This window comes from Salegentibacter sp. Hel_I_6 (assembly GCF_000745315.1).
Classification (GTDB): domain Bacteria; phylum Bacteroidota; class Bacteroidia; order Flavobacteriales; family Flavobacteriaceae; genus Salegentibacter.
The window spans coordinates 1,995,681-2,021,282 of the sequence record NZ_JQNQ01000001.1; the positions used below are offsets into that span (position 1 = coordinate 1,995,681).

Below are 25,602 nucleotides of genomic sequence, written 5' to 3' on the forward strand. Positions count from 1 at the left end.
AACCCGCTTCAATTGAAGCGGGTTTTTTATTGAGCTATTATAATTTGTGTTCAATAGTGCTTAAGCAGCATTTCTCTTCCAAACTTTATAAGAGATCAGGTCTTTTTCAATTAGGTTAAGACAGAAAGCAACTACCGCTGCATCATCCAAATACCCAATAATTGGAATAAAATCTGGAATCAGATCTATAGGCGATAGTACATAAAGTAGCGCACCACCAATTGCGGCCACTACATTAAATGGCACTTCCCTATAATTTCCATTTGCATAATCTCTTAGCAAATTAAAAAGTAGTTGCGCATCGTCAACATAACGTTGCAATTTCCCTTTATTTTCAAACTTAGATTTTATGGCTTCCTCATCTTCCAGAACATCGTTTATATCCTCTTCTTCAAAGTCTTCCTGTCGCTTTTTATGCTCTTCCTTAATTTTTTCCTTATCAATTTTACTCATTGTTCATTTTTTTGATGCCCACAAAATATAAAATAATTATTGAAGGCTTAATTAGGGAAATGCTAAAATCTGATAAAAAAATAAACCCCACAGCTTTTTAAATACTGTGAGGTTTTAAGATTTTAGAAATCAAGACTTCCAAATTAGGCTAACTCCGTCATTCTGTCCCGAAGCTTCGGGGTTATTTCAGAATCTAAGTTTTTTTATCTACATACTAGACCCTGAAACGAGTTCAGGGTGACGACTACAATAACTTTTCAAAAAGTCCCTAAAGATCTTTACAGATCGAATTTAATACCCTGCGCCAACGGCAGCTCGGTAGTATAATTAATAGTATTTGTTTGTCTTCGCATATAGACTTTCCAGGCATCAGACCCAGATTCTCTTCCTCCACCGGTTTCTTTTTCACCGCCAAAAGCGCCACCAATTTCAGCACCGGAAGTTCCAATATTCACATTCGCAATCCCACAATCTGAACCTTCTACAGAAAGAAAACGCTCGGCTTCCCTTAAATTGTTGGTCATAATTGCTGAAGAAAGTCCCTGTACTACTCCATTTTGTAATTCAAGCGCATTAGAAACATCTCCAGAATATTTCATAATATAAAGCACCGGTGCAAAAGTTTCGTGCTGTACTATCTTAAATTCATTTTTTGCTTCGGCAATGGCTGGTTTTACGTAGCATCCGCTTTCATAACCTTCGCCTTCCAAAACACCACCTTCAACTAAGATCTTACCTCCTTCTTCCACAACTTTATCTAAAGCGCTTTGATAATTTTTTACCGCATCTTTATCGATAAGCGGTCCCACGTGATTATTTTCATCTAATGGGTTTCCAATACGCAATTGTTTATAAGCTTTAACAATCGCATCTTTTACTTTATCATAAATAGATTCGTGAATAATCAATCTTCGGGTAGAAGTACAACGCTGTCCGCAAGTTCCCACGGCCCCAAATACCGCACCGATTACCGTATTTTTAATATCGGCATCTGGAGTTACAATTATGGCGTTATTTCCTCCTAATTCAAGAAGCGATTTTCCTAACCTTGCGGCAACTGCCTGGGCAACTATTTTTCCCATTCTAATAGAACCAGTAGCCGAAATTAACGGCACTCGTTTATCGTTGGTCATCATCTCACCCACTTTATAATCGCCGGTGATCAATGAAGAAATCCCTGCCGGAACATTGTTTTCAGCAAAAACTCGAGCGGCAATATTTTGACAGGCCACAGAAGTTAATGGAGTCTTCTCTGATCCCTTCCAAACGCAAGCATCTCCACAAACCCACGCCAAAGCGGTATTCCACGACCAAACCGCAACCGGAAAGTTAAATGCCGAGATAATTCCAACTACTCCTAGCGGGTGGTATTGCTCATACATTCTATGCCCGGGGCGTTCAGAGTGCATGGTTAACCCGTGTAGCTGGCGGGAAAGTCCCACTGCGAAATCGCAGATATCTATCATTTCCTGAACTTCGCCCAAACCTTCCTGGTAAGATTTTCCCATTTCGTAAGAAACCAATTTCCCCAAAGGCTCTTTTAATCTTCTTAATTCATCATTGAACTGGCGAACCACTTCACCGCGCTGAGGTGCCGGCCAGGTGCGCCATTCTTTAAAACCTGCAGTAGCAGTAGTAATTACTTTATCGTAATCTTCTTTGGTGGTCGCTTTTACTTTTCCAATTAAAGCGCCGTCTACAGGAGAATAAGATTCAATTACTTCGCCACTACTAAAAAAATCTTTCCCGGTAGAAGTTCCATTATTGGTTTCCTGTAAACCAAGATCCTTTAAAGCTTGTTTAATTCCGAATTTCTCTGCTATTTCACTCATTAATTTGTAAATTTTATCTGTTCTTTTGTGTGTTTCCTGCTAAAATACTAAATTTTTAACGCTAATCTGTCCCGGCAACATAACGTTCGTCTACCGGCATCACTTCCCCGCAGTTATCGCAGGTTCGCAAGTCTTTGCTTCCGTAGAAATGCTTAAAATGTTTTAGAAAATCTTTCTCAATATCGGTTAAGGGAAAATAGACTTCATACAATTTATGGTTACAATTATCGCAATACCATAAAAGTCCATCCTTAGCATCAATTTGTACTCGTTTTCGTTCTACCACTAGACCAATAGAACCTTCTTTTCTCACCGGCGAATGTGGTACTTTTCCGGGATGCAGGTACATATCTCCTGGGCCCAATTGCATTGTCTTCTTCTCCCCATCTTCCTGAATATGAACTTCTATTTCACCTTCTAACTGGTAAAAAAGCTCTTCTGTCTCGTTATAATGATAATCTTTGCGGGCGTTGGGCCCGGCCACTACCATCACAATGTAATCTTCAGATTCTTTATAAAGATTTCGGTTACCAACCGGCGGTTTAAGCGATTCGCGGTTTTGCTCAACCCATTTATTAAGGTTAAAAGGTTTATTTACTGCCATGATTTCAAAATTATATTGCTTAAAATTACAACTTAAAGCTCGAAGAAAAGGATGATTTTCTTATCTTTTTGGGCGCCTTAACGGGCTATTCGCTGCAATTCCTCGTCGCCACTAGGCGACTGCGGGATTTACGCTGCTATCCCTGGCGCAAGCTTAAAATTTTATACAAATGCTTATCTTCGGCTGAAAATCACACTTTTTATGAAAAAAATTTTCCTTTTATTCAGTTTATCACTCTTTTTAGCCTGCAATACTTCAGCTGAAAAAGAAACCAAAACAAGTCAAAATTCAGAAACCCAAAAAGATCAGGATTCCGTAGAAAATTTCGGAATTGTAATTCATGGTGGGGCCGGGACGATTTTAAAAGAAAATATGAGCGACTCTTTAGAACAGGCTTATAAAGAAAAATTGGAAGAAGCTATAAGAACAGGTCACGAAATCCTGGCAAATGGAGGGACTGCGATAGAAGCTGTACAACGAACCATAAATATTATGGAAGATTCACCTTTATTTAATTCAGGAAAAGGTGCTGTATTTACTAACGACGGGAAAAACGAACTCGATGCTTCTATTATGGATGGGGAAACTTTAAATGCGGGTGCTATATCTGGAGTGACCACGGTTAAAAATCCTATAAATTTAGCCTGGGAAGTGATGGAAAATTCAGAGCATGTGATGCTTTCAGGAAAAGGTGCTGAAACCTTTGCAGAGCAACGCGGATTAGAAATTGTAGATCCTGAATATTTCTATACCGAAAACCGATTTAAAAGTTTAGAACGTTTAAAGGAAAGAGATTCAGAAAAAACTGAGTTGGATCACGATGGGAAGACTGCTTTTATAGATCCATTTATTAAAGATTCTAAATTTGGTACGGTTGGTTGTGCCGCTTTAGACAAAAATGGAAACCTGGCCGCAGGAACCTCAACCGGCGGAATGACTAATAAAAAATGGGGCCGCATTGGTGATGCTCCAATAATTGGTGCCGGAACTTATGCCAACAATAAAACTGCTGCGATCTCGGCAACCGGCTGGGGAGAGTTTTTTATTCGCGGGGTGGTAGCTTATGATATTTCAGCATTGATGGAATATAAAGAAATGAGTCTCGCCGAAGCTTCAAAAGAGGTTATCCAGAATAAAAATCCCGAGCTTGGTGGGAGTGGCGGAATCATTGCTATAGATCACAATGGAAATGTGAGTATGGAATTTAATACCGCGGGAATGTACCGTGCAAAAATGAATAAAAACGGTGATTTGGAAATAGGAATTTATGAAGAAGAATAAAATTTTATAAAGTTAAAAACCGAAAATCTCACTTAAATATTTAAGGTTCGAAGAGCTGTTGCTTTTTGAACCTTTTTTTATTGACCAATATGTAGGAGTTATTAAACTATTTCGGTTTGAATAAGTCCTAAACACAAAAGAAATCCAGCTCGTGTTAAATTAACAGTTAATTAAGTTTCGTTGGTTCGGTTTATTCGGAACTAAAACTTAGTTTTGCGCGTTCAAATTATCAGAATGAATAAACTAGAATTAGAAGCGCATAAAACCAGGCTTATAGAAAAACTTGGAGTTCAGTTGGAAAAAGAGCATCAGCTCGCCCCTGTAGCTGCAAGAATTTTCGCCACCTTAATTATGCTTGGTAAAAAAGGAAGCACTTTTGATCAATTAGTAGTAGATCTTAATGCAGGAAAAAGTACTGTGTCTACCCATTTGGAGCACTTGCAGGCTACTAATAAGGTTGAATATTATACAAAGCCAGGAGATCGCAAACGCTATTTTATCGTAAAAACAGATTTAATGGTGAACTATATTGATGAAATGACGGCCAAATGGGAAGCACAAAAATGTATTCATGAAGAAGTGCTTGAATATAAAATGCTCATGAACCAACTTGATTCCAGCGATAACTTTGACCTGGAGTTTCAAAAAAGTTTACTCACCTTTCTCGATGAAGCCACCACTGCGGTTAATAAATTAAAGAAAAAGATCACCAATTCGTAACTATCCTTAGCAATGAAAAAGATAATTTATTTAAGCCTATTTATAAGTACTGCCATTTTCACATCCTGTTCAGACAGCAAAGGCGGCCAGTCACAGCAAAATGAAGCGCAAGGGCCCCAGCCTTTCCCGGTAATAGAGGTTCCAACAAAAACAGTTACCGGTTATAACTCTTATCCAACCAGTATAGAAGGGGTTGTGAATAGTGAAGTACGGGCAAAAGTATCTGGCTATATAACCAATGTTTTAGTAGACGCAGGCGATAAAGTAAAAAAAGGCCAAATGCTTTTCAAGCTTGAAACAGAATCTTTATCTGGCGATGCCGAAGCCGCACAGGCTAATGTAAATGCAGCTCGTGTAGAAGTTGAAAAGCTAAAACCCCTGGTTGAAAAAGATATTATTAGCGAAGTACAATTAGAAACTGCTAAAGCTCAACTCTCCCAGGCTGAGGCAAATTATAACAGTATCGCCGCTAATATTGACTATGCAAACATTAAAAGTCCGGTAGATGGTTATGTAGGCAATATCAATTTTAGAAATGGCGCTCTCGTTTCTCCCGGAGACCCTACCCCACTTACCACAGTTTCTCAAACCGAGGAGGTGTATGCATTCTTTTCTATGAATGAAAAAGACTTTTTAAGTTTTATGGATAGTGCTGATGCTAAAACCCGGGAAGAAAAAATAAAGAATCTTCCTGAAATAAGTTTAATCCTGGCCAATGGGAAAGAATATGAAAATAAAGGAATTATTGAAACAATTTCTGGTGAAATAAACCAGCAAACCGGTACCGTTACTTTTCGGGCTAAATTTAACAATAGCAATGGCTTACTCAGAAATGGCAGCAGTGGAACAGTGAAAATACCTGAAGTTTACGAAGATGCATTAATAGTACCTACCCTTTCTACTTTCGAGCAACAGGGAAAAACTTTTGTTTATAAAGTCCAGTCAGATTCAAGCTTAATAGCTTCTTCTTTAAATATTCTGGCAGAAATAAATAAGGTTTATGTAGTACAAGATGGTGTAGAAAAAGGAGATACTATTCTGGCTAAGGGAGCCAATAAAGTAAAACCCGGCAACAAGATCCAGCCACAACCAACTGCTTTAGATAGCATTGTAAACTCGTTTAATACAGTTTTTAAATAAAAAGCTATGCTAAAAATCTTTATAGAACGTTCTGTATTATCTACAGTAATATCTATCATAATTGTAATGTTAGGTATCCTGGGACTGTCCGAATTGCCGGTTACGCAGTATCCAGATATTGCACCCCCAACGGTACAGGTAAATGCCTCTTACGCCGGTGCTAATGCCGAAACAATACTTGAAAGTGTAGTTGTTCCTATTGAAGAACAAATTAACGGTGTAGAGGGAATGACTTACCTTACCTCTAGCGCCAGTAACGATGGAAGTGCTAGTATCACGGTATTTTTTGAGCAAGGTTATGATCCAGATATCGCAGCGGTAAATGTTCAAAATAGGGTTTCCAGGGCAAACGCTGTTTTGCCAGACGAAGTTATTCGTGCCGGAGTTACCACCACCAAAAGACAAAATTCTGCTTTATTATATGCGGGATTATACACCACCAATTCAGATTATGACGACACGTTTATTCAGAATTATTTGAATATAAACGTCAAACCAGAATTACAGCGTATTAATGGGGTTGGTGAAGTAAATGTGTTTGGAGGTAAAGACTACGCTATGCGTGTTTGGTTGGATCCTGCGAAAATGGCTAATTATGGTTTGGTTCCAAGGGATGTAACTGCTGCCATAGGAGAGCAGAGTTTGGAAGCTGCTGCAGGAGCTTTAGGCCAGAATGTTGGAGAATCTTTTGAATATGTTTTAAAATATAAAGGTCGGTACAAAACCGCCGAAGAGTATGAAAATATTATTATTTCTGCTCAGGATAATGGCCAATTTCTTAGAGTAAAAGATGTTGGATCTGTAGAACTTGATGCATTTTCTTATTCCTCACTTTCCAGGTCTAAAGGTTATCCAGCTATTAGTTTTGGTGTTTTTCAAACTCCCGGCTCCAATGCGCAGGAAGTTATTGAAGAAATCTATGAGAAATTAGACGATCTAAAAGAAGATTTCCCAGAAGGTATAGATTATATAATTAACTACGATACCAATAAATTTTTAACCGCATCTATAGGAAAAGTAAAAACCACTTTAATTGAAGCGTTTTTACTGGTATTCTTAGTGGTATTTGTTTTTCTTCAGGATTTAAAATCTACATTGATTCCAGCAATTGCAGTTCCGGTTTCCATTATTGGTACTTTTTTCTTCCTGGGAGTTCTAGGCTACTCAATTAACCTGCTCACTTTATTCGCGCTGGTATTAGCCATTGGTATTGTGGTAGATGATGCCATTGTTGTCGTAGAAGCAGTGCACGCCAAATTAGAAGACGGTGCCAAAAGTGCCAAAAAAGCTTCAGTTTCAGCTATGAGTGAAATTGCGGGAGCTATTGTGTCAATTACCCTGGTAATGGCAGCGGTGTTTATTCCCATCACTTTTATAAAAGGACCTTCAGGGGTGTTTTATGAACAATTTGGGGTTACTCTTATTATTGCGATCCTAATTTCAGCAGTAAACGCTTTAACGCTTAGTCCCGCCTTATGTGCAGTTTTCTTAAAACCACATTCAGATAAAAAGAAAAAGCAGAATCTCTTACAAAGATTTTATACAGCCTTTAATACCGCTTTTAAAACCACAACTAAAAAATACACAAATTCCCTTGGCTTTTTAGTAAAGCATAAATGGATCACGTTCTTAATTCTTGCAGTTGCTGCAGCAGGAATATTTTGGGCAGATAGTTCTATTCCTAAAGGTTTTGTACCTACTGAAGACCGTGGAGTTATTTTTGTAAATGCAGAACTTCCTCCAGGTTCCTCCTTAGATAGATCTTATCAGGTTTCACAAACGCTTTACGACCAAATGGAAAGTGTAGAAGGCGTGAGAACAGCGACAGTTATTGCTGGTCGTAACTTCTTCTCGGGCGCAGGAAGCTCGAACGCGATGGGATTCATTATTCTTGAAAACTGGGAAGACAGGGATACAGATGAAACCTCATTAGATGGAATTGTTGCCCAATTAAATAAGAAAGCTGCCGCAATATCTGATGCCAATATCATCTATTTTACCCCGCCCAGTGTGCCAGGTTTTGGTAGTGCAGATGGTTTTGATATGCAGTTGATAGATCGTACTTCAGGTGAACTCAAAGAATTAGACCAAATCACCAGCGAATTTGTAGGAAATCTTATGCAAAGACCTGAAATTGCTACGGCCTCTAATCCTTTTAGCACCAACTATCCGCAATTACAAATGGATATTGATGTACCAAAGGCTAAAGAAGCCGGGGTTAGTGTAAGCGATATTTTAAGCACATTGCAAGGCTATGTTGGAGGTATTTATACCGCTAATTTTAGCCGTTTTGGAAAACAGTTCCGGGTTTTTGTACAGGCCTTACCCGAAGATCGAATAGATCAGGAAAGCCTTAATAGCATGTTCCTTAAAACTCCAAGCGGTGAAATGGCTCCCGTTTCACAATTTGTGAGTTTAGAACGAATTTATGGCCCTCAAACCGTCACTAGATTTAACTTATTTAATGCCGTGAACCTTACAGGATCTTCTGCACCGGGCTATAGCTCGGGAGATGCAATTACCGCTATTGAAGAAACGGCAAAAGAAAGTTTACCAAATGAATATGAGGTGGCTTTCTCCGGGTTAACCAGGGAAGAAATAGCTTCCTCGGGACAGGCCGGAATAATTTTTATCTTAAGTATTGTATTTGTGTACTTTCTATTAGCAGCGCAGTATGAAAGCTACCTTCTGCCATTTTCTGTTATTCTATCTCTGCCCATTGGAGTTGCAGGAGCCTATTTCTCAACCTGGATGGCCGGTTTAGAGAATAACATTTATTTCCAGATCGCATTAATAATGTTAATTGGCTTATTAGCAAAAAATGCTATCCTTATCGTAGAGTTTGCCATACAAAGACGCCGGGAAGGTATGCCTTTAACCGAAGCTGCAATAGACGGGGCCCGGGTAAGGCTGCGCCCTATTTTAATGACTTCCTTTGCTTTTATTTTAGGCTTAACTCCCCTGGTACTCGCTACCGGTGTAGGAGCTCAGGGAAACAGATCTATTGGTACCGGCGCAGCCGGCGGATTGTTAATTGGTACTGTAGTAGGTGTTTTTGTAATTCCTATTCTCTATATCATTTTCCAGTGGCTTCAGGAAAAAATAACAGGTGTACCAGAAGCAGCTCAAACAGAAAACAAATCAATTTCTGAAAAAGAATAACAATGAGAAATAACAGTATATATAAACTTTTGCTTGGGGGAGCCATGCCATTTTTACTGGTTTCCTGTTTTGCAGCCAAAGATTACAAACGTCCTGAAATAGAAGAGATTTCTGAAGAATTGTATAGAACAGATAATCTTCCACAGGATTCATTAAATATGGCTACTATTTCCTGGACCGAAATTTTTACCGACCCTATTCTCAAAAACCATATTGAAGAAGGCCTGGAAAACAATATAGATATTCGTATCGCTATTCAGCAAATGCTCGCCGCTGAAGCTTATGTAAAACAAGGGAAAGCGAGCTATTTTCCAACTTTAAACGCTGGACCGGGCGTAAGTCATCAAATCCTGTCTCCAAATAGCCAGTTCGGTTCTTTCTTTGACGGCAGCATCACCCAATACGACATCACTGGAAACCTTTCCTGGGAAGCCGATATTTGGGGAAAGATAAGAAGTAATGACAGGGCTTTTACTGCCTCTTATTTGCAAAGTGAAGCTGCCCATAAAGCAGTAAAATCTCAACTTATCGCAAATATTGCTACCAATTATTACCAGTTACTTAGCCTGGACGAGCAACTTAGAATTGCAGAAGAAACGCTGGAAACCAGGAAGAGTAGCCTGGAAACTACTAAGGCTTTAAAAGATGCCGCTAATGTGACTGAAGTTGGTGTACAACAAACAAAAGCCCAACTTCATACTGCCGAAGCTTTAGTCGTTCAGCTTAAGAATGAAATACGTTTACTGGAAAATTCTTTTTCAATTTTACTGGGAGATAATCCGCAACAAATTGAGCGAACCGATCTTTCTGAACAGAAAATCATATCCCCGCTAAATACTGGTGTTCCCTCTCAACTCCTAAGAAACAGGCCAGATGTAATAGCAGCAGAGTACGGGTTAATAAATGCTTTTGAACTCACCAACGCAGCCAGGGCAGATTTCTACCCTTCACTTACTTTAACCGCTGCAGGTGGTTTTCAAAGTTTAGATCTCGATAAGTTATTAAATGTTAACTCCCTTTTTGCCAATTTGGGCGCATCCTTATTGCAACCTATTGTAAACAAAAGACAAATAAGAACGCAATATGAAGTTTCACAGGCACAACAGGAAGAAGCCTTGCTAAATTTCAAACAAGCTATTCTCATAGCAGGCCGTGAAGTTTCAGACGCACTTTCTAACTACCGGGCAAGCACAGATCGCCAGGAAATTTTACAGAACGAATATGAAGCCTATGATAAAGCTTCGAGTTATTCAGAAGAACTGTTGAATAATGGTTTGGTAAATTATCTTGAAGTATTAACAGCCAGGGAAAATGCATTAAACTCCCAACTTAATCTGATAAATGCAGAATACAATAAATTAAATGCTATTGTAAATCTTTATAAAGCTCTTGGCGGAGGTTGGCAGTAAACTGAAGCAATCTTAAGAAGTATCCAGAGAGAAAATAATTTTTGAATTTTGAGGCATCCCAAATCTTTACGATTTAGAATATAAGCTCGATTATCGAGTAAATGTGTTGGATTTGTTTTGTTAATTGTTGAAAGGCAGCTTCGAAGTATAACTTCGGGGCTGTTTTTTGTTGGAAAACTAATTAATCTTCGACTAATCGAGAAATTCATTAATTTTAATCAAGTATAAAATATTTCAATTATGAAAAGTAATTTCAGCGAAATTATAAAAGATAACAAACCTGTATTAGTCGACTTTTATGCCGATTGGTGCGGGCCTTGCAAAACCCTGGCGCCAATTCTAAAAGACGTGAAAGCCGAAATGGGCGAGGCTATCAAAATCGTAAAGATTGATGTTGATAAAAATCAGGAATTGGCTGGGAAATACCAGGTTCGAGGTGTGCCAACGATGATGCTTTTTAAAGATGGACAACAACTTTGGAGACAATCAGGTGTATTACAAAAAGCACAGATTATTGAGGTAATTAAATCCCATTCAGTTTAAATTTTATCAAGATCTGGAGCTGTGAGCTCTTCTACCGGCCAGCCAGCCTGTTTAGCTCCCGCTAAATATGCCGATTCCATAAACTCGAGTAAAGCTTTACGGGGGTTTTCCTCTTCTCTCAAATTTGCGTAGGTTAAAATCGCCATTGGGCTGCCATTGCTCATTTCCCAACTTGCCGATTCTGGCCGTAAATTTTGTGATTCAATCCCTTTGGGATTAGGAAATGTATAGGAATAAAATGCTGGTTCCTGTACTTTATCGTCTCCCGGCCAGAATCCAAAACTAATACATTCATGACTGTAAGCATCTTTATCTGAAAGTCTTGCTTCATCAGGCATTTTTGGCGCTTTCTTTCCGGAAAACCTGGTTACAGCAAGATCCATGGAATGCCAGTAAAGGTGAGCTGGAGAAGTCTTTCCGTAAAATCTTCCGCTAAATTCTTTAAACACAATATTTATCCAAACCAGAGATTTCCATAGATCCTGCACATAATCCTCCCGATAATGATGAAATTCGGTTATTTCAGAAAAATCTTTTTCAATTCCAAGATCATAAGGTTTTGAGACTATCTTAACAGGTACCCGCGACCGCTTTAAAAGCTCCATTAATTCCGAATAAAAATCAGCAACACTAAGTTTATTTTTAAGCTGAAAAGATTCAAATGCTCCTTCGCTGGTTTGAACTTCCACACGATTTTTAAGCACATTCAAATCTATAGAAAATGAGTTGAAACCATTATTATAAGGGATCGTGCCAGTGCTAAAACCAGTTGGAGTGATATAATGCGTAACATACCACCAATGATTTTTCCTAGGACTAAGCTTGAGCCGAAACTTTCCTATTATTTGAAGAAATAGGTGCAAGGTGAGCTTTTCCTTTTCAAAACCTACATATTTTAATTCCGGTAGTGCTGTGTTTTTCATAACATTTTAGTTAAGCTAGAACTTCCTGAAATTCTGCGTTCTTTTCTATAATTTTCTTCGCGAAAGGGCAAAGTGGAATAATTTTCAATTTATTTTCTTTAGCAAAATCTACCCCAGCTTTTACTAATTTTCTCCCAAGGCCTTCTCCCTTATAACCGGGATCAACCTCGGTGTGGTCTATTATAAATTTATTGGGACCCGCCCAGGTAAAAGTCATTTTCCCCACTTGTTTTTCATCATCTAAAAGTTTAAAATAACCTTTCTTTCCATCATCATGTTTTTCAATCTTCATCATTTAAAATTTTAAATTATCACTATAGAGAAAAATTAATTTAATTTTCCTCCTTTAGCTGTCCACCAGGGATGGACTTCAACGTCAAGTCTTCCAGATTTCACCATAGGATCCTGCCTGGCTAAACTATCGGCTTCTTTCAAAGTAGCCGTATTATAAACAGCAATTCCCCGAATGTCACCATCGCCACCAAATGGACCAATTAGGCTTGCGAATCCCTCTTCGGCCATCTTACTTAAATAAGTGAGATGTTCTTTTTGTAGCCGGGCAGCTTCAGTTGAATCCTGATTTCGGTTTTTGCCACTTTTTAGGAAAACCATATAATACTGTTGCATGAGATAGGTAGTATCTCCCTCTTCATATCTGAAAGTTTGATAGCCCTTTTCTTTCAAATCATTTTCTACCGAATCTATATTCATTACAGGTTTCTTAGCTGCAATTTTTTCAGGACCGGGAATGCCCCTTTCTTCTTCAGAAATCTCCTCGCAGGAAATTAAAAGAATTGGAAAAACCAGTGCAAAAATTAATTTCTTCATATTAAAGCTTTACCAGTTTACAAAAGGGTTTATACTTAGTTGAGAATTATAATATTTTATTTGGCCAGTGACTTCTTCACCTAACCACTCAGGTTTTAAAAATGTATCGGTCTCATTATTTAGTTCTATTTCAGCTACCGTCAAACCTTCATTTTCACCGTAAAATTCGTCAATTTCGAACACAAAGTTTCCAGACTTTACCAAATACCGGGTTTTCTCTATAATTCCCGGTTCACAGAGTTCAAATAGTGTTTCTGCTTCCTTCGTATCGATTTCTTTTTCCCACTCAAAACGGGTAAGTCCGCTTTTAGAAGATTTCCCTTTAATAGTGAGAAAAGCTTTTTTACCGGTAATTCTTAAGCGAACCGTCCTTTCCGGATCGGTATTTAAAAAGCCTTGCTTTATCCTGAAATTCTTAAAAGCTTGCTTTTTAAAAACTTCGGAGATTACAAGGAATTTACGTTCAATTTCCTGCATTTAATTATTGTGAGCTATATTCTTAATTTCATCTGATGGGATCCTTTGTACGTCCAACTCAGGAGAATTGGCAATGGCCACCATCGCTTTGGCGATACTTTCAGCTGAAATAGATTTGTATTTTCTTAAAGTTCCAAGGAAAAAAGGATTAATGAAATTCAACATTATTTTTCCTACCTTTTCAAAACTTCGGCTTTCCTTCCGCTCTCCGGTGATAAGCGAAGGCTGCAAAATATAAGTATGTTTAATTTCCTGTTCTAAAACTTCCTTTTCCATTTTCCCCTTGGTGCGGTTATAAAACACGCGACTTTTAGGGTTAGCACCAAGTGCAGAAACCACTAGAAAAGTTTCTATATTATTTTCTTTACACAGTTTCGCCGCAGCAATTGGGATCCCACGATCTATCTTGGTATAGGTTTCGTGATCTGGAGTTTTGCTTTTCGTGGTTCCAACGCAACAAAAGACCTCATCGGCCGTAAATTTATCTTTGTGCTCTTCTAATTTAAAGAGGTCTATTAGATGTTCCTCGATTTTAGGATGCTTCATTTCTACTGAATTCCTGGAGAAAAGTTTGATCTTCTCATACCTCTCGTCTTCCAGTAATTGCTGAAGTAACATCCCACCGGTAAGGCCGGTAGCTCCTAAAATTATAGCTGTCTTTGGCATTTTCTTTTATTTTTTTGATCGGTTAATAATTGTATGTTTAACAATATTAGCTTTCAGTAAAGAATATAAACAAAATAACCCGCCCCACTATGGGCCGTAACTAAATTTTAAGAAAGCTTACCTAAGTTAGGGATTATAAAGTTTTTGGAGTTGACCTCATTTTTATTCAAGAATTCGCCATTCAGTTAGTTTTTTAAAAAGGGATCTGGCCTGCGCCGGGATTAGTGAAACTGTTCAATTTACCTGTGTCTTTTTCCTGCCAAATTGAAGTTTCACTAACTTTGTAAAGTGAATCAAGAACTTCCTCTTCGCAAAATCATTCATATAGATATGGATGCGTTCTATGCCTCGGTAGAACAACTGGACAATCCCGAATTACGTGGTAAGGCCATTGCTGTGGGTGGAAGTTCTGAAAGAGGGGTTGTTAGTGCTGCAAGCTACGAAGCGCGAAAATATGGCGTAAAAAGCGCTATGAGTAGCGTAATTGCCAAACGCAATTGCCCACATCTAATCTTTGTAAAGACACGGTTTGATCGCTACCGGGAAATTTCACAACAAATCAGGGAAATATTCTATGAATATACAGACCTGGTGGAACCGCTTTCTCTAGATGAAGCCTACCTTGATGTTACAGAAAATAAAAAGGGAAATCCCAGTGCCAGCCTTATCGCCAGAGAAATACGGGAGAAAATTAAAGAAAAAACCGGCTTAAATGCTTCGGCAGGAATTTCTATAAATAAATTTATCGCAAAAATTGCCAGTGATTTTAATAAACCTAACGGACAAAAAACGGTAAATCCCGAAGAAGTTGAAGCCTTTTTGGAAGTTTTAGACATCAGGAAATTTCACGGCGTGGGTAAAGTAACTGCCGAAAAAATGTATATGCTGGGCATATTTACAGGAAAAGATCTAAAAACCAAAAGTGAAGAATATTTAACCGAAAAATTCGGGAAAAGTGGTGCTCATTATTTTAATGTGGTTCGCGGTATTCATTTGAGTGAAGTAAAACCGAATAGAATTAGGAAATCACTTGGTGCCGAACGCACTTTTGATGAAAATATCTCTTCAGAAATTTTTATGCTGGAAAGGCTGGAAAACATCGCTGAAGAAATAGAACGCCGACTTAAAAAAAGCAAGGTTGCGGGAAAAACTGTCACCCTCAAGTTAAAATACAGCGATTTCACCCAGCAAACTCGCAGCAAAACTATTTCATTCTACATTTCCAGCAAAGAGCTTATTCTAGAAAACGCCAAAGAATTATTGTACCAGGAAAAAATGAAAGATTCAGTTAGACTTTTAGGAATTTCCCTTTCTAATTTAAATACCGATAAAAACGAAAAGAAACCAAAAGAGGAAAAGGAAATTGAGGTGCAATTGAAGTTTGAGTTTTAAAGTAGAAACTTTTTATTTTTAGATCCCCGATAAAGAATCGGGGCAGGCTCTGAAACAAGTTCAGGATGACTTGAGAAAGTTTTTAAAATAAAAAAGCCACGAATTCACTAATTGTGTATTCGTGGCTTACTCTTTAGAATAAACTTATTCTATTTCAGAAACTCTTAAAGTATTCACCATACCTTTTTCACCAATTGGCATTGCTGCAAGATTTATGGTGAAATCACCTACCTCTACAAAAGTTTTCTCTTTCGCTATTCGGTTAATATCATCAATAGTTTCATCGGTGCTTACAAACTTGTCGTAATGAAAGGCCTTAACACCCCAGAGCAAGCTAAGCTGCGATAAAATTCTATTATTCGAAGTAAATACCAAAATATGTGCTTCAGGTCTCCAGGCTGAAATCTGGAAAGCCGTATATCCACTATTGGTTAAAGTACAAATTGCTTTGGCCTTGATCTCGTTAGCCATATGCGCCGCGTGATAACAAACCGCTTTGGTTATGTATCTATTGGTGCGTACGTGCGGTGGATCGTGAGGAACTTTAATTAATGGCGAGTTCTCTACGGTTTCGAGAATTTGTGTCATTTTCTGAATAACCTGAACAGGATACTGCCCTACCGAAGTTTCTCCACTAAGCATTACGGCATCAGCCCCATCCATAACAGAGTTAGCTACATCGTTAACCTCAGCCCGTGTAGGCGTAAGACTGGTGATCATAGTCTCCATCATTTGAGTGGCAATAATTACCGGAATTCGAGCTTTTTTCGCGGTAAGTACCAATTTCTTTTGAATTAGAGGCACTTCCTGAGCAGGAATTTCCACTCCTAAATCTCCACGAGCTACCATTAAACCATCACAGTAAGCAACAATCTTATCGATATTTGCTACTCCTTCCGGTTTTTCAATTTTAGCAATAATAGGAATCTTATATTCGCTATGCTTTTTTATTAGATCCTGAAGTTCTTTTAAATCCTCGGCGTGACGAACAAAAGAAAGTGCCATCCAGTCTACCTGCATTTCACAGGCGAAAATCGCATCTTTTACATCCTTTTCGGTCAAGGCGGGTAGAGAAATATTAGTATTTGGAAGGTTTACTCCTTTTTTAGATTTTAAAGGCCCGCCCTGGATAACCCGGGTTCTAACTTCATCTTTTTTATTTGAACTTATTACTTCAAAAATAAGTTTTCCGTCGTCTAAAAGAATACGCTCTCCCGCAGATACATCTTGCGGAAAAGTTTCGTAATTCATATAAACGCGTTCTGCAGTTCCTTTAAATTCCTTTCCGGTGGCAAAAATAATCTCATCCCCTTCGGCAACTACCACCTCGTCTTTCATAACTCCAACGCGCAATTTAGGGCCTTGTAAATCCCCAAGAATAGCTGCGTTATAGCCTTTTTCCTTATTCAGGTCTCTAATCATTTGGATGCGTTCTTTTACATCATCATAATTAGCGTGGGAAAAGTTTACTCTAAAAACGTTCACCCCGGCCTGGAGCATTTTATCTAAAGTCTCTTTGGAACTAGTTGCTGGCCCAAGGGTAGCAACTATTTTAGTTTTCTTATTTGTTGGCATTATTCAAAAATTAAATTTTGTTTGGATTTCAATAAATCTGTATCAATTTTATAGACCGCGATAACCTGTGGTATCTGACTTATTGCATTAACAAGCATATTGAGGTCTTTTTGATTTAGCTCCTCGTCTATCTTTAAAAAGAAATCGACCTTTTTATACTCAGGCACCAGGTTTACCTGCAAGGGTCTCACTTCTTCTTCTTCAAATAAAGAACCCGAACTTAATATCTTTTTAGGTTCTCCTTTAAATTTGTTGGCCACAAGGTGATAAGACCTAAAATTTGCCAAATCTTTAAAGGAATAATGGGCATAGTAAGCTTCTACCGATTTATGGTTGAAGTCTATATCGCGGCGTTCTCTTTTTAGTTGAAGTTTAAGAAACTTATTTAGCAAATAAGCCATCTTATAATCTTCTAAATCACCATAAAGCGCTATTAATCCAAAATCATCTTCTTCAACGTCTTCCAGCAGCGTTTTATGCAATTGCATAGCTTTCAATTTAAGGTTAAAGATAAGATAAGATTGAGAAAAATGAAGCTTTATACCCCCAAAACTTCGTATTTATCTACGAAAACGTTATAGTCTGGAATAATTTCACAATTTTAAGTGATTTTATTTTGAAGTGCGTAATAGGCTCTTTTCGCAGTTTTTTCTTCAGCCTTCTTTTTGGAGGTCGCCCTGGCTTTTGCAACAACCTTTTCATCTAATCGTAATTTTACGGCAAAATGCTTCACTTCATCATTTCCCGTATCTTCATAAACTTCGAAATCAAATTCTCTTTTTTCTTTCTGGCACCATTCTATAAAAAGGCTTTTGTAGCTTATTACCTGCCCTTCTAATTGCTCGATATCTACATAGGGCTCTATTACCCTTTCGTAAATAAATCGCTTACAATATTTATACCCCCTGTCAAGATAAATCGCTCCAATTAAGGCTTCAAAAAGGTTACCATGAATGTTTGAGCCAAATTGTTCTTTCGGAATATTAGTTTGTACATGGTCTATAAGTTTAAGATCCTTACCCAATTCATTCAAATGCTTTCTGCTAACCACTTTAGATCGCATTTTGGTAAGATAACCCTCATTCCCACCGGGAACTGCTTTAAAGAGGTGAGAAGCGATTACTGCACTTAACATAGCATCGCCTAAAAACTCCAGCCGTTCAAAACTTATAGCATTGCCTTTTTCATCTTTAATATTGAGAGAACGATGTGTAAATGCTTTTTGGTAATGAAGAATATTTTTAGGCTTAAAGCCTAAAATTTTATATAAAACCGAAAAAAAATTCCCGCCTTTACCAGAGCGGGAATTTAATATATTTCGAATAACACCCATAATACTGTTGGTTATTCGTCGTACTTTTTAAATAATACACAGGCGTTGTGCCCTCCAAATCCAAACGTGTTGCTCATTACAACATTCACATCACGCTTTTGAGCTTTGTTTAAAGTAAGGTTCAAATCTGGATCTATGTTTTCATCCTTGTGCTCATGGTTTATAGTAGGTGGCACTATTCCATGCTGCATAGATAAAATTGCTGAAATTGCTTCTACAGCACCTGCAGCTCCAAGCAAATGCCCGGTCATAGATTTTGTTGAATTGATATTCATTGTTTTGGCATGTTCACCAAAAACCTTGCTTATCGCTTTTAACTCGGCTACATCACCCAATGGGGTAGAAGTTCCGTGCGTGTTTATGGCATCTACGTCTTCGGGTTTCATACCTGCATTACGAAGACAATTTTCCATAACTGCAACCACTCCGTTACCTTCAGGATGTGGGGCCGTCATATGATAAGCATCAGAAGATAATCCTCCTCCAAGAACTTCAGCATAGATTTTGGCTCCCCTGGCTTTGGCGTGCTCATATTCTTCAAGAATAAGTGCCCCACTCCCTTCTCCTAATACAAATCCATCACGAGTAGCATCAAAAGGTCTTGAAGCAGTTTCAGGATTTTCATTTTGTGTAGAAAGAGCGTGCATGGCGTTAAAACCACCCATACCAGCCATAGTTACCGCAGCTTCAGATCCTCCGGAAACAATAATATCACTATGCCCCAGCCTAATATTATTCAGCGCATCTATCATCGCATTTGCTGCAGATGCACAAGCTGAAACGGTAGTGTAATTTGCTCCCATAAACCCGTGACGAATAGAGATATTACCCGGGGCAATATCTGCAATCATCTTAGGAATAAAGAAAGGGTTAAACCTTGGTGTACCATCTCCCGTTGCGAAGTTTATCACTTCGTTCTGGAAAGTTTCCAATCCGCCAATTCCGGCCCCCCATATTACACCGACCCGATACTTATCTACAGTATCCAGGTTGATGCCGGAATCTTTAATCGCTTCATCTGAAGCTACAATGGCATATTGGGCAAACCTATCCAGTCTTCTTACTTCCTTGCGGTCAAAGAAATCCAGCGGGTCAAAATTTTTGAGTTCACAAGCGAATTTGGTTTTGAATTTTTCAGTATCGAAATAGGTAATAGGTGCACCACCACTTTTTCCGGCTACCAAAGCCTCCCAATATTCTTCAATATTGTTACCAATGGGGGTTAGGGCTCCCAGGCCCGTTACTACAACTCGCTTTAACTCCATATGGTCTATACTCTTTTTATTTTTTTGCGTCTTCAATATAAGAAATTGCCTGACCTACTGTGGCAATGTTCTCAGCCTGGTCATCAGGAATCTGGATGTCGAATTCTTTTTCGAATTCCATGATCAATTCCACAGTGTCCAATGAATCAGCACCCAGATCGTTTGTGAAGCTTGCTTCGTTTACAACCTCGTTCTCGTCAACACCTAACTTGTCAACGATAATCGCTTTTACTCTTGATGCAATGTCTGACATAATACTTTTATTTTAATTTTGATTAGGAGGCAAAAATAAAAAACTTTATTTTAAAACCGATTTTTACTTTAAAAATGTGATTGTAATTTACATAATTTTCACTGAAAGGGCTTAATTTTACACTTTATTAATTGTTAACAAGCTAATTTTGAGCAATCAAGCAAATATCGGTAAAAAGAAAATAGTTGTCTTCGCTTCCGGCTCCGGAACAAATGCCGAAAACATCATTAAATATTTTCAGAAATCTCCTTATGCCAGCGTGGTAGCGGTTTTCTCGAATAAAAGATCGGCAAAAGTGCTAAAAAGAGCTCATGATCTAAATGTTAAAGCCCTTCATTTTGACCGTGATGCACTCTACAATAGTTATGATGTTCTGCATATTTTAGAGGATATAAATCCAGATTTAATTGTTTTAGCCGGATTTATGTGGATTTTCCCCGAAGATATCCTAAAAAAGTATCCACAAAAAATTGTAAACATACATCCAGCGCTACTTCCAAAATATGGAGGTAAGGGAATGTACGGCATGAATGTGCACGAAGCCATTATTCAGAATAAAGAAAAAGAAAGCGGAATTAGCATTCATTTTGTAAATGAAAATTATGATGAAGGCGAAATAATCTTTCAGGCCAAAACAGAAATTTCAGAAGAGGACACGCCGGAAAGTCTCGCAGAAAAAATTCACAAGCTGGAATACAAACACTTCCCAGAAATCATTCAGCAATTACTTCAAAAGGAATCCCAATAGTGCAAACAGCCCAGGTACACATTTATACCGATGGCGCCGCGAGAGGAAATCCCGGCCCCGGCGGTTATGGCATTGTGATGGAATGGGTAGGTAAATCCTACCGCAAAGAATTCGCAAAAGGTTTTAAACACACTACCAATAACCGGATGGAGTTGCTGGCGGTAATTGAAGCCCTAAAAAAATTAAAAAAACCAGGTGTTTATGCCATTGTTTTTACCGATTCAAAATATGTTGCTGACGCAGTAAACAAAAAATGGGTCTTCGGCTGGGAAAAGAAAAATTTTAAAGACCGAAAGAATGCCGATCTCTGGATTGAGTTTTTAAAGGAAATTAGGAAACATCATGTAAGCTTTAGGTGGATAAAAGGACATAATGACCATCCGCAAAACGAACGCTGCGACGCTTTGGCGGTGGCCGCCTCAAAAGAAAAAAGGTTATTAATAGACGAAGGTTTTCAGCAAAATTGAACGGAATTAGTCTATACGTAGAGTATTCGAGATGAAACATGGAGGCATTATTACTATTATATCCTGGTTTCGAGACGAAACGTACAACATTTAAATCTCGATTATCGAGTAATTTTGATTGAGCCCTTGAAAAACAAACTGTATATTTGCAGCACATTTTTTAAACCATTTTATGAGTAAATTACTGATTGTAGGCACTGTAGCCTTTGATGCTATTGAAACCCCATTTGGGAAAACAGATAAAATTCTTGGAGGTGCAGGAACATATATTGGGCTTTCGGCCTCGCAGTTTAATGTAGATAGCGCAGTGGTATCTATTGTAGGAGACGATTTTCCTCAGGAATACCTAGACCTACTTACCAAAAACAATATAAATATAGAAGGAATTGAAGTGGTTCCCGGCGGAAAAACTTTCTTTTGGAGTGGCCGCTACCATAATGACTTAAATTCAAGAGATACTTTAGATACACAGCTAAATGTTTTAGCGGATTTTAATCCTGTGGTACCTAATTCTTATAAAGATGCTGAAATTGTGATGTTAGGAAACCTGCATCCTTTAGTTCAATTGAGTGTTTTAGAACAAATTGAATCCCCAAAACTCGCCATTTTAGATACTATGAACTTCTGGATGGATAATGCCCTGGAAGATCTAATGAAGGTGATTAGTAAAGTAGATGTGATCACTATTAATGATGAAGAGGCCCGCCAACTTTCTGGTGAATATTCTTTAGCAAAAGCTGCTAAAAAGATCGCAACGATGGGTCCTAAATATGTGGTGATTAAAAAAGGTGAACACGGCGCATTACTATTCCATGAAGAGCAGGTATTCTTTGCACCCGCCCTTCCATTAGAAGAAGTTTTTGACCCAACCGGGGCCGGAGATACATTTGCCGGAGGTTTTGCAGGTTATCTTGCAAAAACTGGAGATATTAGCTTTGAAAATATGAAAAACGCCATAATTTACGGCTCCAATCTCGCCTCTTTTTGCGTTGAAAAATTTGGCACCGAAAGGATGGAGGAGCTTTCAGGCGAAGAAGTAAATTCGCGCCTCGAAGAGTTTAAGAAATTAACTCAATTTGAAATAGCATTAACCTAAACCTATGCCCTGAATTTTCAGGGCATTTTTTATATAAAACAGGATTGAAATCCTTTTACTATGAGTGACGCCTTAAAACACGAATGTGGGATTGCCCAAATACGATTGTTAAAACCCCTGGAATACTATAAAGAAAAATATGGTACTGCCTTTTACGGGATCAACAAAATGTATTTAATGATGGAAAAACAGCATAACCGCGGCCAGGATGGTGCCGGTTTTGCTAACATCAAATTAAATACTGCGCCTGGAGATCGTTATATAAGCCGAATTAGATCTAATGCGGCCCAACCAATTCAGGATATTTTTGAACAGATCAATGGGAGAATTAACGACGAAATTAAAGCCAACCCTGAGTATGCTGATAATGTTGATCTGCAAAAAAAGAACCTTCCCTATGTAGGTGAAGTGTATCTTGGGCACGTTCGCTACGGGACTTTTGGTAAGAATAGTATAGAAAGTGTACACCCGTTTCTTAGACAGAATAACTGGATGCACCGTAACCTGATTGTTGCGGGAAATTTTAATATGACCAATGTAAACCAGCTTTTTAATAACCTGGTAGAACTTGGGCAGCATCCAAAAGAAAAGGCCGATACCGTTACGGTAATGGAAAAAATTGGCCATTTCCTGGATTCTGAAGTAGAAAAACTCTACAAAAAATTAAAGAAGCAGGGTTTCTCTAAAGTTACCGCCTCTCCTTTAATTGCTGAAAAATTAAACGTGGCAAAAATTCTTAGAAAATCTTCTAAGAACTGGGATGGCGGCTATGCTATGGCAGGTTTATTAGGTCACGGAGATTCATTTGTTTTACGTGATCCCGCAGGAATTCGACCCGCATATTATTACAAAGACGATGAAGTGGTTGTAGTGGCATCAGAAAGACCCGTAATTCAAACTGCTTTTAATGTAGATTTTAATGATGTTCACGAATTGCCGCCGGGACACGCTATTATAACTAAAAAAAGCGGAGAAGTAAATATTAAAGAAATCCTTGAGCCTTTAGAACGCAAAGCCTGTTCTTTTGAACGTATTTATTTTTCCCGCGGAAGCGATGCCGAGATCTATAAAGAACGTAAAATGCTTGGGCGTTTATTAATGCCAGAAGTACTAAAATCTATAAACCACGACACGATTAATACGGTCTTTTCTTTTATCCCAAATACTGCGGAAACAAGTTTCTACGGAATGGTAGAAGCCGCACAGGATGAGCTAAACAAACAAAAGAATGATGCAATTTTAGCTGAAAAAGATACTTTAACCGATGCCCGACTTCAGGAAATACTTGCTCACAGGTTACGCACCGAAAAAATTGCGATCAAAGACGTTAAACTTAGAACATTTATTACTGAAGATAGCAGCCGGGACGATCTCGTTGCCCACGTTTATGATGTAACCTACGGGGTGGTTAAACCAGAAGACAGCCTGGTAATTATAGATGATAGTATTGTTAGGGGAACTACTTTAAAGAAAAGCATCATAAAAATGCTGGACAGGTTAAACCCAAAACAAATTGTAGTGGTTTCTTCGGCACCACAAATTCGTTATCCGGATTGTTATGGTATAGACATGGCTCGCCTGGAAGGTCTTGTTGCTTTTAGGGCAGCCCTGGAGCTTTTAAAAGATAATAACCAATACGATATTGTGGAGGAGGTTTACGAGAAGTGTAAACTGCAAGTAGATCTTGCCGATGAGGAAGTAAAGAATTTCGTTAAGGAAATCTACGAACCTTTTACCGATGAGCAGATCTCAGATAAAATTTCAGAATTACTTTGTGATACCGATGTAAAGGCAGATGTAAAAGTGATATACCAAACGGTAGATAATTTGCATAAAGCCTGCCCTAAAAACCTGGGTGACTGGTATTTTACAGGTAACTATCCAACCAATGGAGGTAATCGCGTGGTGAACAGAGCTTTTATAAATTTTTATGAAGGAAACGAAGGAAGAGCCTATTAAGTGCACTTAAACAAATTTTTCTGCCTTTCGTCTAAAATGATTTTTAGCAGGAAGAAGTTTATATACTTTAGCAGAACCATAAACATAAGTAGGTTAAGTTCATGGTAGATTTGGGGCAAAAAAAGGTGGATCTTAAAATCCGCCTTTTTTTATTTTCACCTGATTTTAAAATCTTCATAATTTCCCCAATAACTCACATCTAAATCAAATTTTCTTACATTAGTTTATGATTACCAATACTTTAACAAGTAAATATGCCGTTGGTCTAAAAAAGTTGTAAACCGGTTTTATTCAGTATACTTTAGAATCACCATAACATAAGTAGGTTAAGTTCATGGTAGATTTGGGGCAAAGAAAGGTGGATCTAACGATCCGCCTTTTTTTATGAATTTAATGGAATGTGCTTCTAAGGATCTAATTCAACTAAAACTAAATAACTGACATTAAAAAAACCTCTTTTTCTTACATTAATTTCTAACTACCAATGCTTTAACAAATAATTATGCCGTTGGTCTAAAAAAGTTGTAAACCGGTTTTATTCATTATACTTTAGAGTCACCATAACATAAGTAGGTTAAGTTCATGGTAGATTTGGGGCAAAGAAAGGTAGATCTTACGATCTGCCTTTTTTTATTCAATAAACATTCTGGCAAAAAAAAGACCGCCTGAAAGACGGTCTTTTTAATATATAGATATAACTAGATATTATTTCTGCTTCGCATATCTGCTTCCAACTTCTTTCCAGTCAATTACATTAAAGAAAGCTTCAATATAATCTGGACGACGGTTTTGGTAATTTAGATAATATGCGTGTTCCCACACGTCCAATCCTAAAATTGGATTTCCACTGCAGCCAATTCCTGGCATTAATGGATTATCCTGATTTGCAGTAGAGCAAATTTCTACTTTTCCGCCTTCATGAACACAAAGCCAGGCCCAACCAGAACCAAACTGTCCTGCAGCAGCTTTAGAAAATTCATCTTTAAAAGCTTCAAAAGAACCAAAAGCAGTATCAATTGCTTTTGCTAAGTCCCCTTCTGGTTTTCCTCCCCCATCTGGAGACATTACTTCCCAAAATAACCTGTGATTGTAAAATCCGCCACCGTTATTTCTAACTGCTGTATTAGATTTATCAAGATTTTCAAGAATATTCTCAATGGTTTTCCCATCAAGATCGGTTCCTTCAATTGCAGCGTTTAATTTCTTAGTATAACCTGCGTGATGTTTTCCATGGTGAATTTCCATGGTTTTAGCGTCTATATGTGGTTCTAATGCATCAAATGCATATTTTAACTTTGGTAACTCAAAAGCCATTTTTATATATTTTTAGTGATTAGTAATAAATTCACTCAAATTTAGGTATTAAGGCATTTAATAAAAATAATTTAGTGTTATAAAATACTTAAAAGCCGGCATAGAATACAAAACATTTTTATTTTACCTTTAAAAATCACAATCTTCATAAAACTTCAGCCT

Annotated in this window: 25 protein-coding genes; 11 read left to right on the top strand and 14 right to left on the bottom strand. The window is 38.0% G+C overall.

What is annotated here, in order from left to right:
- Positions 1–60: 60 nt before the first annotated feature.
- The 3 genes from FG27_RS08780 to FG27_RS08790 all read right to left on the bottom strand — a co-directional run bounded on the left by FG27_RS08780 (position 61) and on the right by FG27_RS08790 (position 2,889).
- Positions 61–453 (bottom strand): YkvA family protein, encoded by a 393-nt coding sequence (locus FG27_RS08780; protein WP_037318091.1) that lies wholly within the window; start codon positions 451–453, stop codon positions 61–63.
- A gap of 278 nt (positions 454–731) precedes the next feature.
- On the bottom strand, positions 732–2,285 hold the full coding sequence (locus tag FG27_RS08785) for an aldehyde dehydrogenase family protein (RefSeq protein ID WP_037318092.1): 1,554 nt from the start codon (positions 2,283–2,285) through the stop codon (positions 732–734).
- Between the two features lie 61 nt (positions 2,286–2,346).
- On the bottom strand, positions 2,347–2,889 hold the full coding sequence (locus FG27_RS08790) for a 3-hydroxyanthranilate 3,4-dioxygenase (RefSeq protein WP_037318094.1): 543 nt from the start codon (positions 2,887–2,889) through the stop codon (positions 2,347–2,349).
- Positions 2,890–3,090: 201 nt separating this feature from the next.
- Between FG27_RS08790 and FG27_RS08795 the strand changes: the two genes are divergently transcribed.
- The 6 genes from FG27_RS08795 (at position 3,091) to trxA (ending at position 11,144) form a co-directional block, all read left to right on the top strand.
- Positions 3,091–4,170 (top strand): isoaspartyl peptidase/L-asparaginase family protein, encoded by a 1,080-nt coding sequence (locus tag FG27_RS08795; RefSeq protein WP_037318096.1) that lies wholly within the window; start codon positions 3,091–3,093, stop codon positions 4,168–4,170.
- Between the two features lie 234 nt (positions 4,171–4,404).
- The gene (locus FG27_RS08800; RefSeq protein WP_037318098.1) at positions 4,405–4,890 is read left to right on the top strand and encodes a GbsR/MarR family transcriptional regulator; all 486 of its coding nucleotides are present in this window, start codon (positions 4,405–4,407) and stop codon (positions 4,888–4,890) included.
- Positions 4,891–4,902: 12 nt separating this feature from the next.
- Positions 4,903–6,030 carry an efflux RND transporter periplasmic adaptor subunit gene (locus FG27_RS08805; protein ID WP_037318100.1) on the top strand — a complete coding sequence of 376 codons (1,128 nt, stop codon included), beginning with the start codon at positions 4,903–4,905 and terminating at the stop codon, positions 6,028–6,030.
- Between the two features lie 6 nt (positions 6,031–6,036).
- Positions 6,037–9,192, top strand: coding sequence for an efflux RND transporter permease subunit (locus tag FG27_RS08810; RefSeq protein WP_037318102.1), 3,156 nt, complete (start codon positions 6,037–6,039; stop codon positions 9,190–9,192).
- A gap of 2 nt (positions 9,193–9,194) precedes the next feature.
- Positions 9,195–10,601: an efflux transporter outer membrane subunit gene (locus FG27_RS08815; protein WP_037318104.1), complete on the top strand. Its 1,407-nt coding sequence runs from the start codon at positions 9,195–9,197 to the stop codon at positions 10,599–10,601.
- 240 nt (positions 10,602–10,841) lie between these two features.
- Positions 10,842–11,144 (top strand): thioredoxin, encoded by a 303-nt coding sequence (gene trxA, locus FG27_RS08820; RefSeq protein ID WP_037318115.1) that lies wholly within the window; start codon positions 10,842–10,844, stop codon positions 11,142–11,144.
- Here trxA and FG27_RS08825 read toward each other — a convergent pair.
- The 5 genes from FG27_RS08825 to FG27_RS08845 are packed head-to-tail and all read right to left on the bottom strand — an operon-like array spanning position 11,141 to position 14,038.
- Positions 11,141–12,067: a DUF5996 family protein gene (locus FG27_RS08825; RefSeq protein WP_037318117.1), complete on the bottom strand. Its 927-nt coding sequence runs from the start codon at positions 12,065–12,067 to the stop codon at positions 11,141–11,143. The genes trxA and FG27_RS08825 overlap by 4 nt on opposite strands.
- A 10-nt stretch (positions 12,068–12,077) precedes the next feature.
- On the bottom strand, positions 12,078–12,362 hold the full coding sequence (locus tag FG27_RS08830; protein ID WP_231563302.1) for a GNAT family N-acetyltransferase: 285 nt from the start codon (positions 12,360–12,362) through the stop codon (positions 12,078–12,080).
- Positions 12,363–12,394: 32 nt separating this feature from the next.
- Positions 12,395–12,895, bottom strand: a complete 501-nt coding sequence (locus tag FG27_RS08835) for a YciI family protein (RefSeq protein ID WP_037318121.1) — start codon at positions 12,893–12,895, stop codon at positions 12,395–12,397.
- 9 nt (positions 12,896–12,904) lie between these two features.
- Positions 12,905–13,372 (bottom strand): CYTH domain-containing protein, encoded by a 468-nt coding sequence (locus FG27_RS08840; protein WP_037318123.1) that lies wholly within the window; start codon positions 13,370–13,372, stop codon positions 12,905–12,907.
- Positions 13,373–14,038 carry an NAD(P)H-binding protein gene (locus FG27_RS08845; protein ID WP_037318125.1) on the bottom strand — a complete coding sequence of 222 codons (666 nt, stop codon included), beginning with the start codon at positions 14,036–14,038 and terminating at the stop codon, positions 13,373–13,375. It lies immediately after the preceding gene.
- Positions 14,039–14,326: 288 nt separating this feature from the next.
- Here FG27_RS08845 and dinB point away from each other — a divergent pair, with 288 nt between their 5' ends.
- Positions 14,327–15,430 (top strand): DNA polymerase IV, encoded by a 1,104-nt coding sequence (dinB, locus tag FG27_RS08850; RefSeq protein WP_037318127.1) that lies wholly within the window; start codon positions 14,327–14,329, stop codon positions 15,428–15,430.
- A 144-nt stretch (positions 15,431–15,574) separates the two neighbouring features.
- Here dinB and pyk read toward each other — a convergent pair whose 3' ends face one another.
- The 5 genes from pyk to FG27_RS08875 all read right to left on the bottom strand — a co-directional run bounded on the left by pyk (position 15,575) and on the right by FG27_RS08875 (position 19,856).
- Positions 15,575–17,005 (bottom strand): pyruvate kinase, encoded by a 1,431-nt coding sequence (pyk, locus tag FG27_RS08855; RefSeq protein ID WP_037318129.1) that lies wholly within the window; start codon positions 17,003–17,005, stop codon positions 15,575–15,577.
- A complete protein-coding gene (locus tag FG27_RS08860; protein ID WP_037318131.1) occupies positions 17,005–17,493 on the bottom strand; it encodes an IPExxxVDY family protein in 489 nt (162 codons plus the stop codon). The genes pyk and FG27_RS08860 overlap by 1 nt, the downstream gene beginning before the upstream one ends.
- Positions 17,494–17,606: 113 nt before the next feature.
- Positions 17,607–18,338: a ribonuclease III gene (gene rnc / locus FG27_RS08865; protein ID WP_037318133.1), complete on the bottom strand. Its 732-nt coding sequence runs from the start codon at positions 18,336–18,338 to the stop codon at positions 17,607–17,609.
- Positions 18,339–18,349: 11 nt separating this feature from the next.
- Positions 18,350–19,603 carry a beta-ketoacyl-ACP synthase II gene (gene fabF / locus FG27_RS08870; RefSeq protein WP_037318135.1) on the bottom strand — a complete coding sequence of 418 codons (1,254 nt, stop codon included), beginning with the start codon at positions 19,601–19,603 and terminating at the stop codon, positions 18,350–18,352.
- A 16-nt stretch (positions 19,604–19,619) separates the two neighbouring features.
- Positions 19,620–19,856, bottom strand: coding sequence for an acyl carrier protein (locus FG27_RS08875; protein ID WP_013069791.1), 237 nt, complete (start codon positions 19,854–19,856; stop codon positions 19,620–19,622).
- A gap of 148 nt (positions 19,857–20,004) precedes the next feature.
- Here FG27_RS08875 and purN point away from each other — a divergent pair, with 148 nt between their 5' ends.
- The 4 genes from purN (at position 20,005) to FG27_RS08895 (ending at position 24,126) form a co-directional block, all read left to right on the top strand.
- Positions 20,005–20,604, top strand: a complete 600-nt coding sequence (gene purN, locus FG27_RS08880; RefSeq protein ID WP_037318137.1) for a phosphoribosylglycinamide formyltransferase — start codon at positions 20,005–20,007, stop codon at positions 20,602–20,604.
- Complete coding sequence (rnhA, locus tag FG27_RS08885) at positions 20,604–21,071, top strand: ribonuclease HI (RefSeq protein WP_197051681.1); 468 nt, start codon at positions 20,604–20,606, stop codon at positions 21,069–21,071. The genes purN and rnhA overlap by 1 nt, the downstream gene beginning before the upstream one ends.
- 172 nt (positions 21,072–21,243) lie before the next feature.
- Positions 21,244–22,167, top strand: coding sequence for a PfkB family carbohydrate kinase (locus tag FG27_RS08890; RefSeq protein WP_037318142.1), 924 nt, complete (start codon positions 21,244–21,246; stop codon positions 22,165–22,167).
- A 60-nt stretch (positions 22,168–22,227) separates the two neighbouring features.
- Entirely contained in the window at positions 22,228–24,126 is a 1,899-nt protein-coding gene (locus FG27_RS08895) for an amidophosphoribosyltransferase (RefSeq protein WP_037318144.1), read from the top strand.
- A 705-nt stretch (positions 24,127–24,831) separates the two neighbouring features.
- On the opposite strand, the gene FG27_RS08900 is transcribed toward FG27_RS08895, so the two are convergent.
- Positions 24,832–25,440 carry a superoxide dismutase gene (locus FG27_RS08900; RefSeq protein ID WP_037318146.1) on the bottom strand — a complete coding sequence of 203 codons (609 nt, stop codon included), beginning with the start codon at positions 25,438–25,440 and terminating at the stop codon, positions 24,832–24,834.
- Between the last annotated feature and the right edge of the window lie 162 nt (positions 25,441–25,602).

Coding starts and splice junctions, on each gene's coding strand:
- FG27_RS08890 (WP_037318142.1), top strand. CDS start 21,244: ATGAGTAAATTACTGATTGTAGGCACTGTAGCCTTTGATGCTATTGAA.
- FG27_RS08895 (WP_037318144.1), top strand. CDS start 22,228: ATGAGTGACGCCTTAAAACACGAATGTGGGATTGCCCAAATACGATTG.
- FG27_RS08800 (WP_037318098.1), top strand. CDS start 4,405: ATGAATAAACTAGAATTAGAAGCGCATAAAACCAGGCTTATAGAAAAA.
- trxA (WP_037318115.1), top strand. CDS start 10,842: ATGAAAAGTAATTTCAGCGAAATTATAAAAGATAACAAACCTGTATTA.
- pyk (WP_037318129.1), bottom strand. CDS start 17,005: ATGCCAACAAATAAGAAAACTAAAATAGTTGCTACCCTTGGGCCAGCA.
- FG27_RS08810 (WP_037318102.1), top strand. CDS start 6,037: ATGCTAAAAATCTTTATAGAACGTTCTGTATTATCTACAGTAATATCT.
- fabF (WP_037318135.1), bottom strand. CDS start 19,603: ATGGAGTTAAAGCGAGTTGTAGTAACGGGCCTGGGAGCCCTAACCCCC.
- FG27_RS08795 (WP_037318096.1), top strand. CDS start 3,091: ATGAAAAAAATTTTCCTTTTATTCAGTTTATCACTCTTTTTAGCCTGC.
- rnc (WP_037318133.1), bottom strand. CDS start 18,338: ATGGGTGTTATTCGAAATATATTAAATTCCCGCTCTGGTAAAGGCGGG.
- FG27_RS08805 (WP_037318100.1), top strand. CDS start 4,903: ATGAAAAAGATAATTTATTTAAGCCTATTTATAAGTACTGCCATTTTC.
- FG27_RS08825 (WP_037318117.1), bottom strand. CDS start 12,067: ATGAAAAACACAGCACTACCGGAATTAAAATATGTAGGTTTTGAAAAG.
- FG27_RS08830 (WP_231563302.1), bottom strand. CDS start 12,362: ATGATGAAGATTGAAAAACATGATGATGGAAAGAAAGGTTATTTTAAA.
- FG27_RS08815 (WP_037318104.1), top strand. CDS start 9,195: ATGAGAAATAACAGTATATATAAACTTTTGCTTGGGGGAGCCATGCCA.
- FG27_RS08780 (WP_037318091.1), bottom strand. CDS start 453: ATGAGTAAAATTGATAAGGAAAAAATTAAGGAAGAGCATAAAAAGCGA.
- FG27_RS08875 (WP_013069791.1), bottom strand. CDS start 19,856: ATGTCAGACATTGCATCAAGAGTAAAAGCGATTATCGTTGACAAGTTA.
- FG27_RS08860 (WP_037318131.1), bottom strand. CDS start 17,493: ATGCAATTGCATAAAACGCTGCTGGAAGACGTTGAAGAAGATGATTTT.
- FG27_RS08900 (WP_037318146.1), bottom strand. CDS start 25,440: ATGGCTTTTGAGTTACCAAAGTTAAAATATGCATTTGATGCATTAGAA.
- FG27_RS08835 (WP_037318121.1), bottom strand. CDS start 12,895: ATGAAGAAATTAATTTTTGCACTGGTTTTTCCAATTCTTTTAATTTCC.
- FG27_RS08840 (WP_037318123.1), bottom strand. CDS start 13,372: ATGCAGGAAATTGAACGTAAATTCCTTGTAATCTCCGAAGTTTTTAAA.
- FG27_RS08790 (WP_037318094.1), bottom strand. CDS start 2,889: ATGGCAGTAAATAAACCTTTTAACCTTAATAAATGGGTTGAGCAAAAC.
- FG27_RS08845 (WP_037318125.1), bottom strand. CDS start 14,038: ATGCCAAAGACAGCTATAATTTTAGGAGCTACCGGCCTTACCGGTGGG.
- FG27_RS08785 (WP_037318092.1), bottom strand. CDS start 2,285: ATGAGTGAAATAGCAGAGAAATTCGGAATTAAACAAGCTTTAAAGGAT.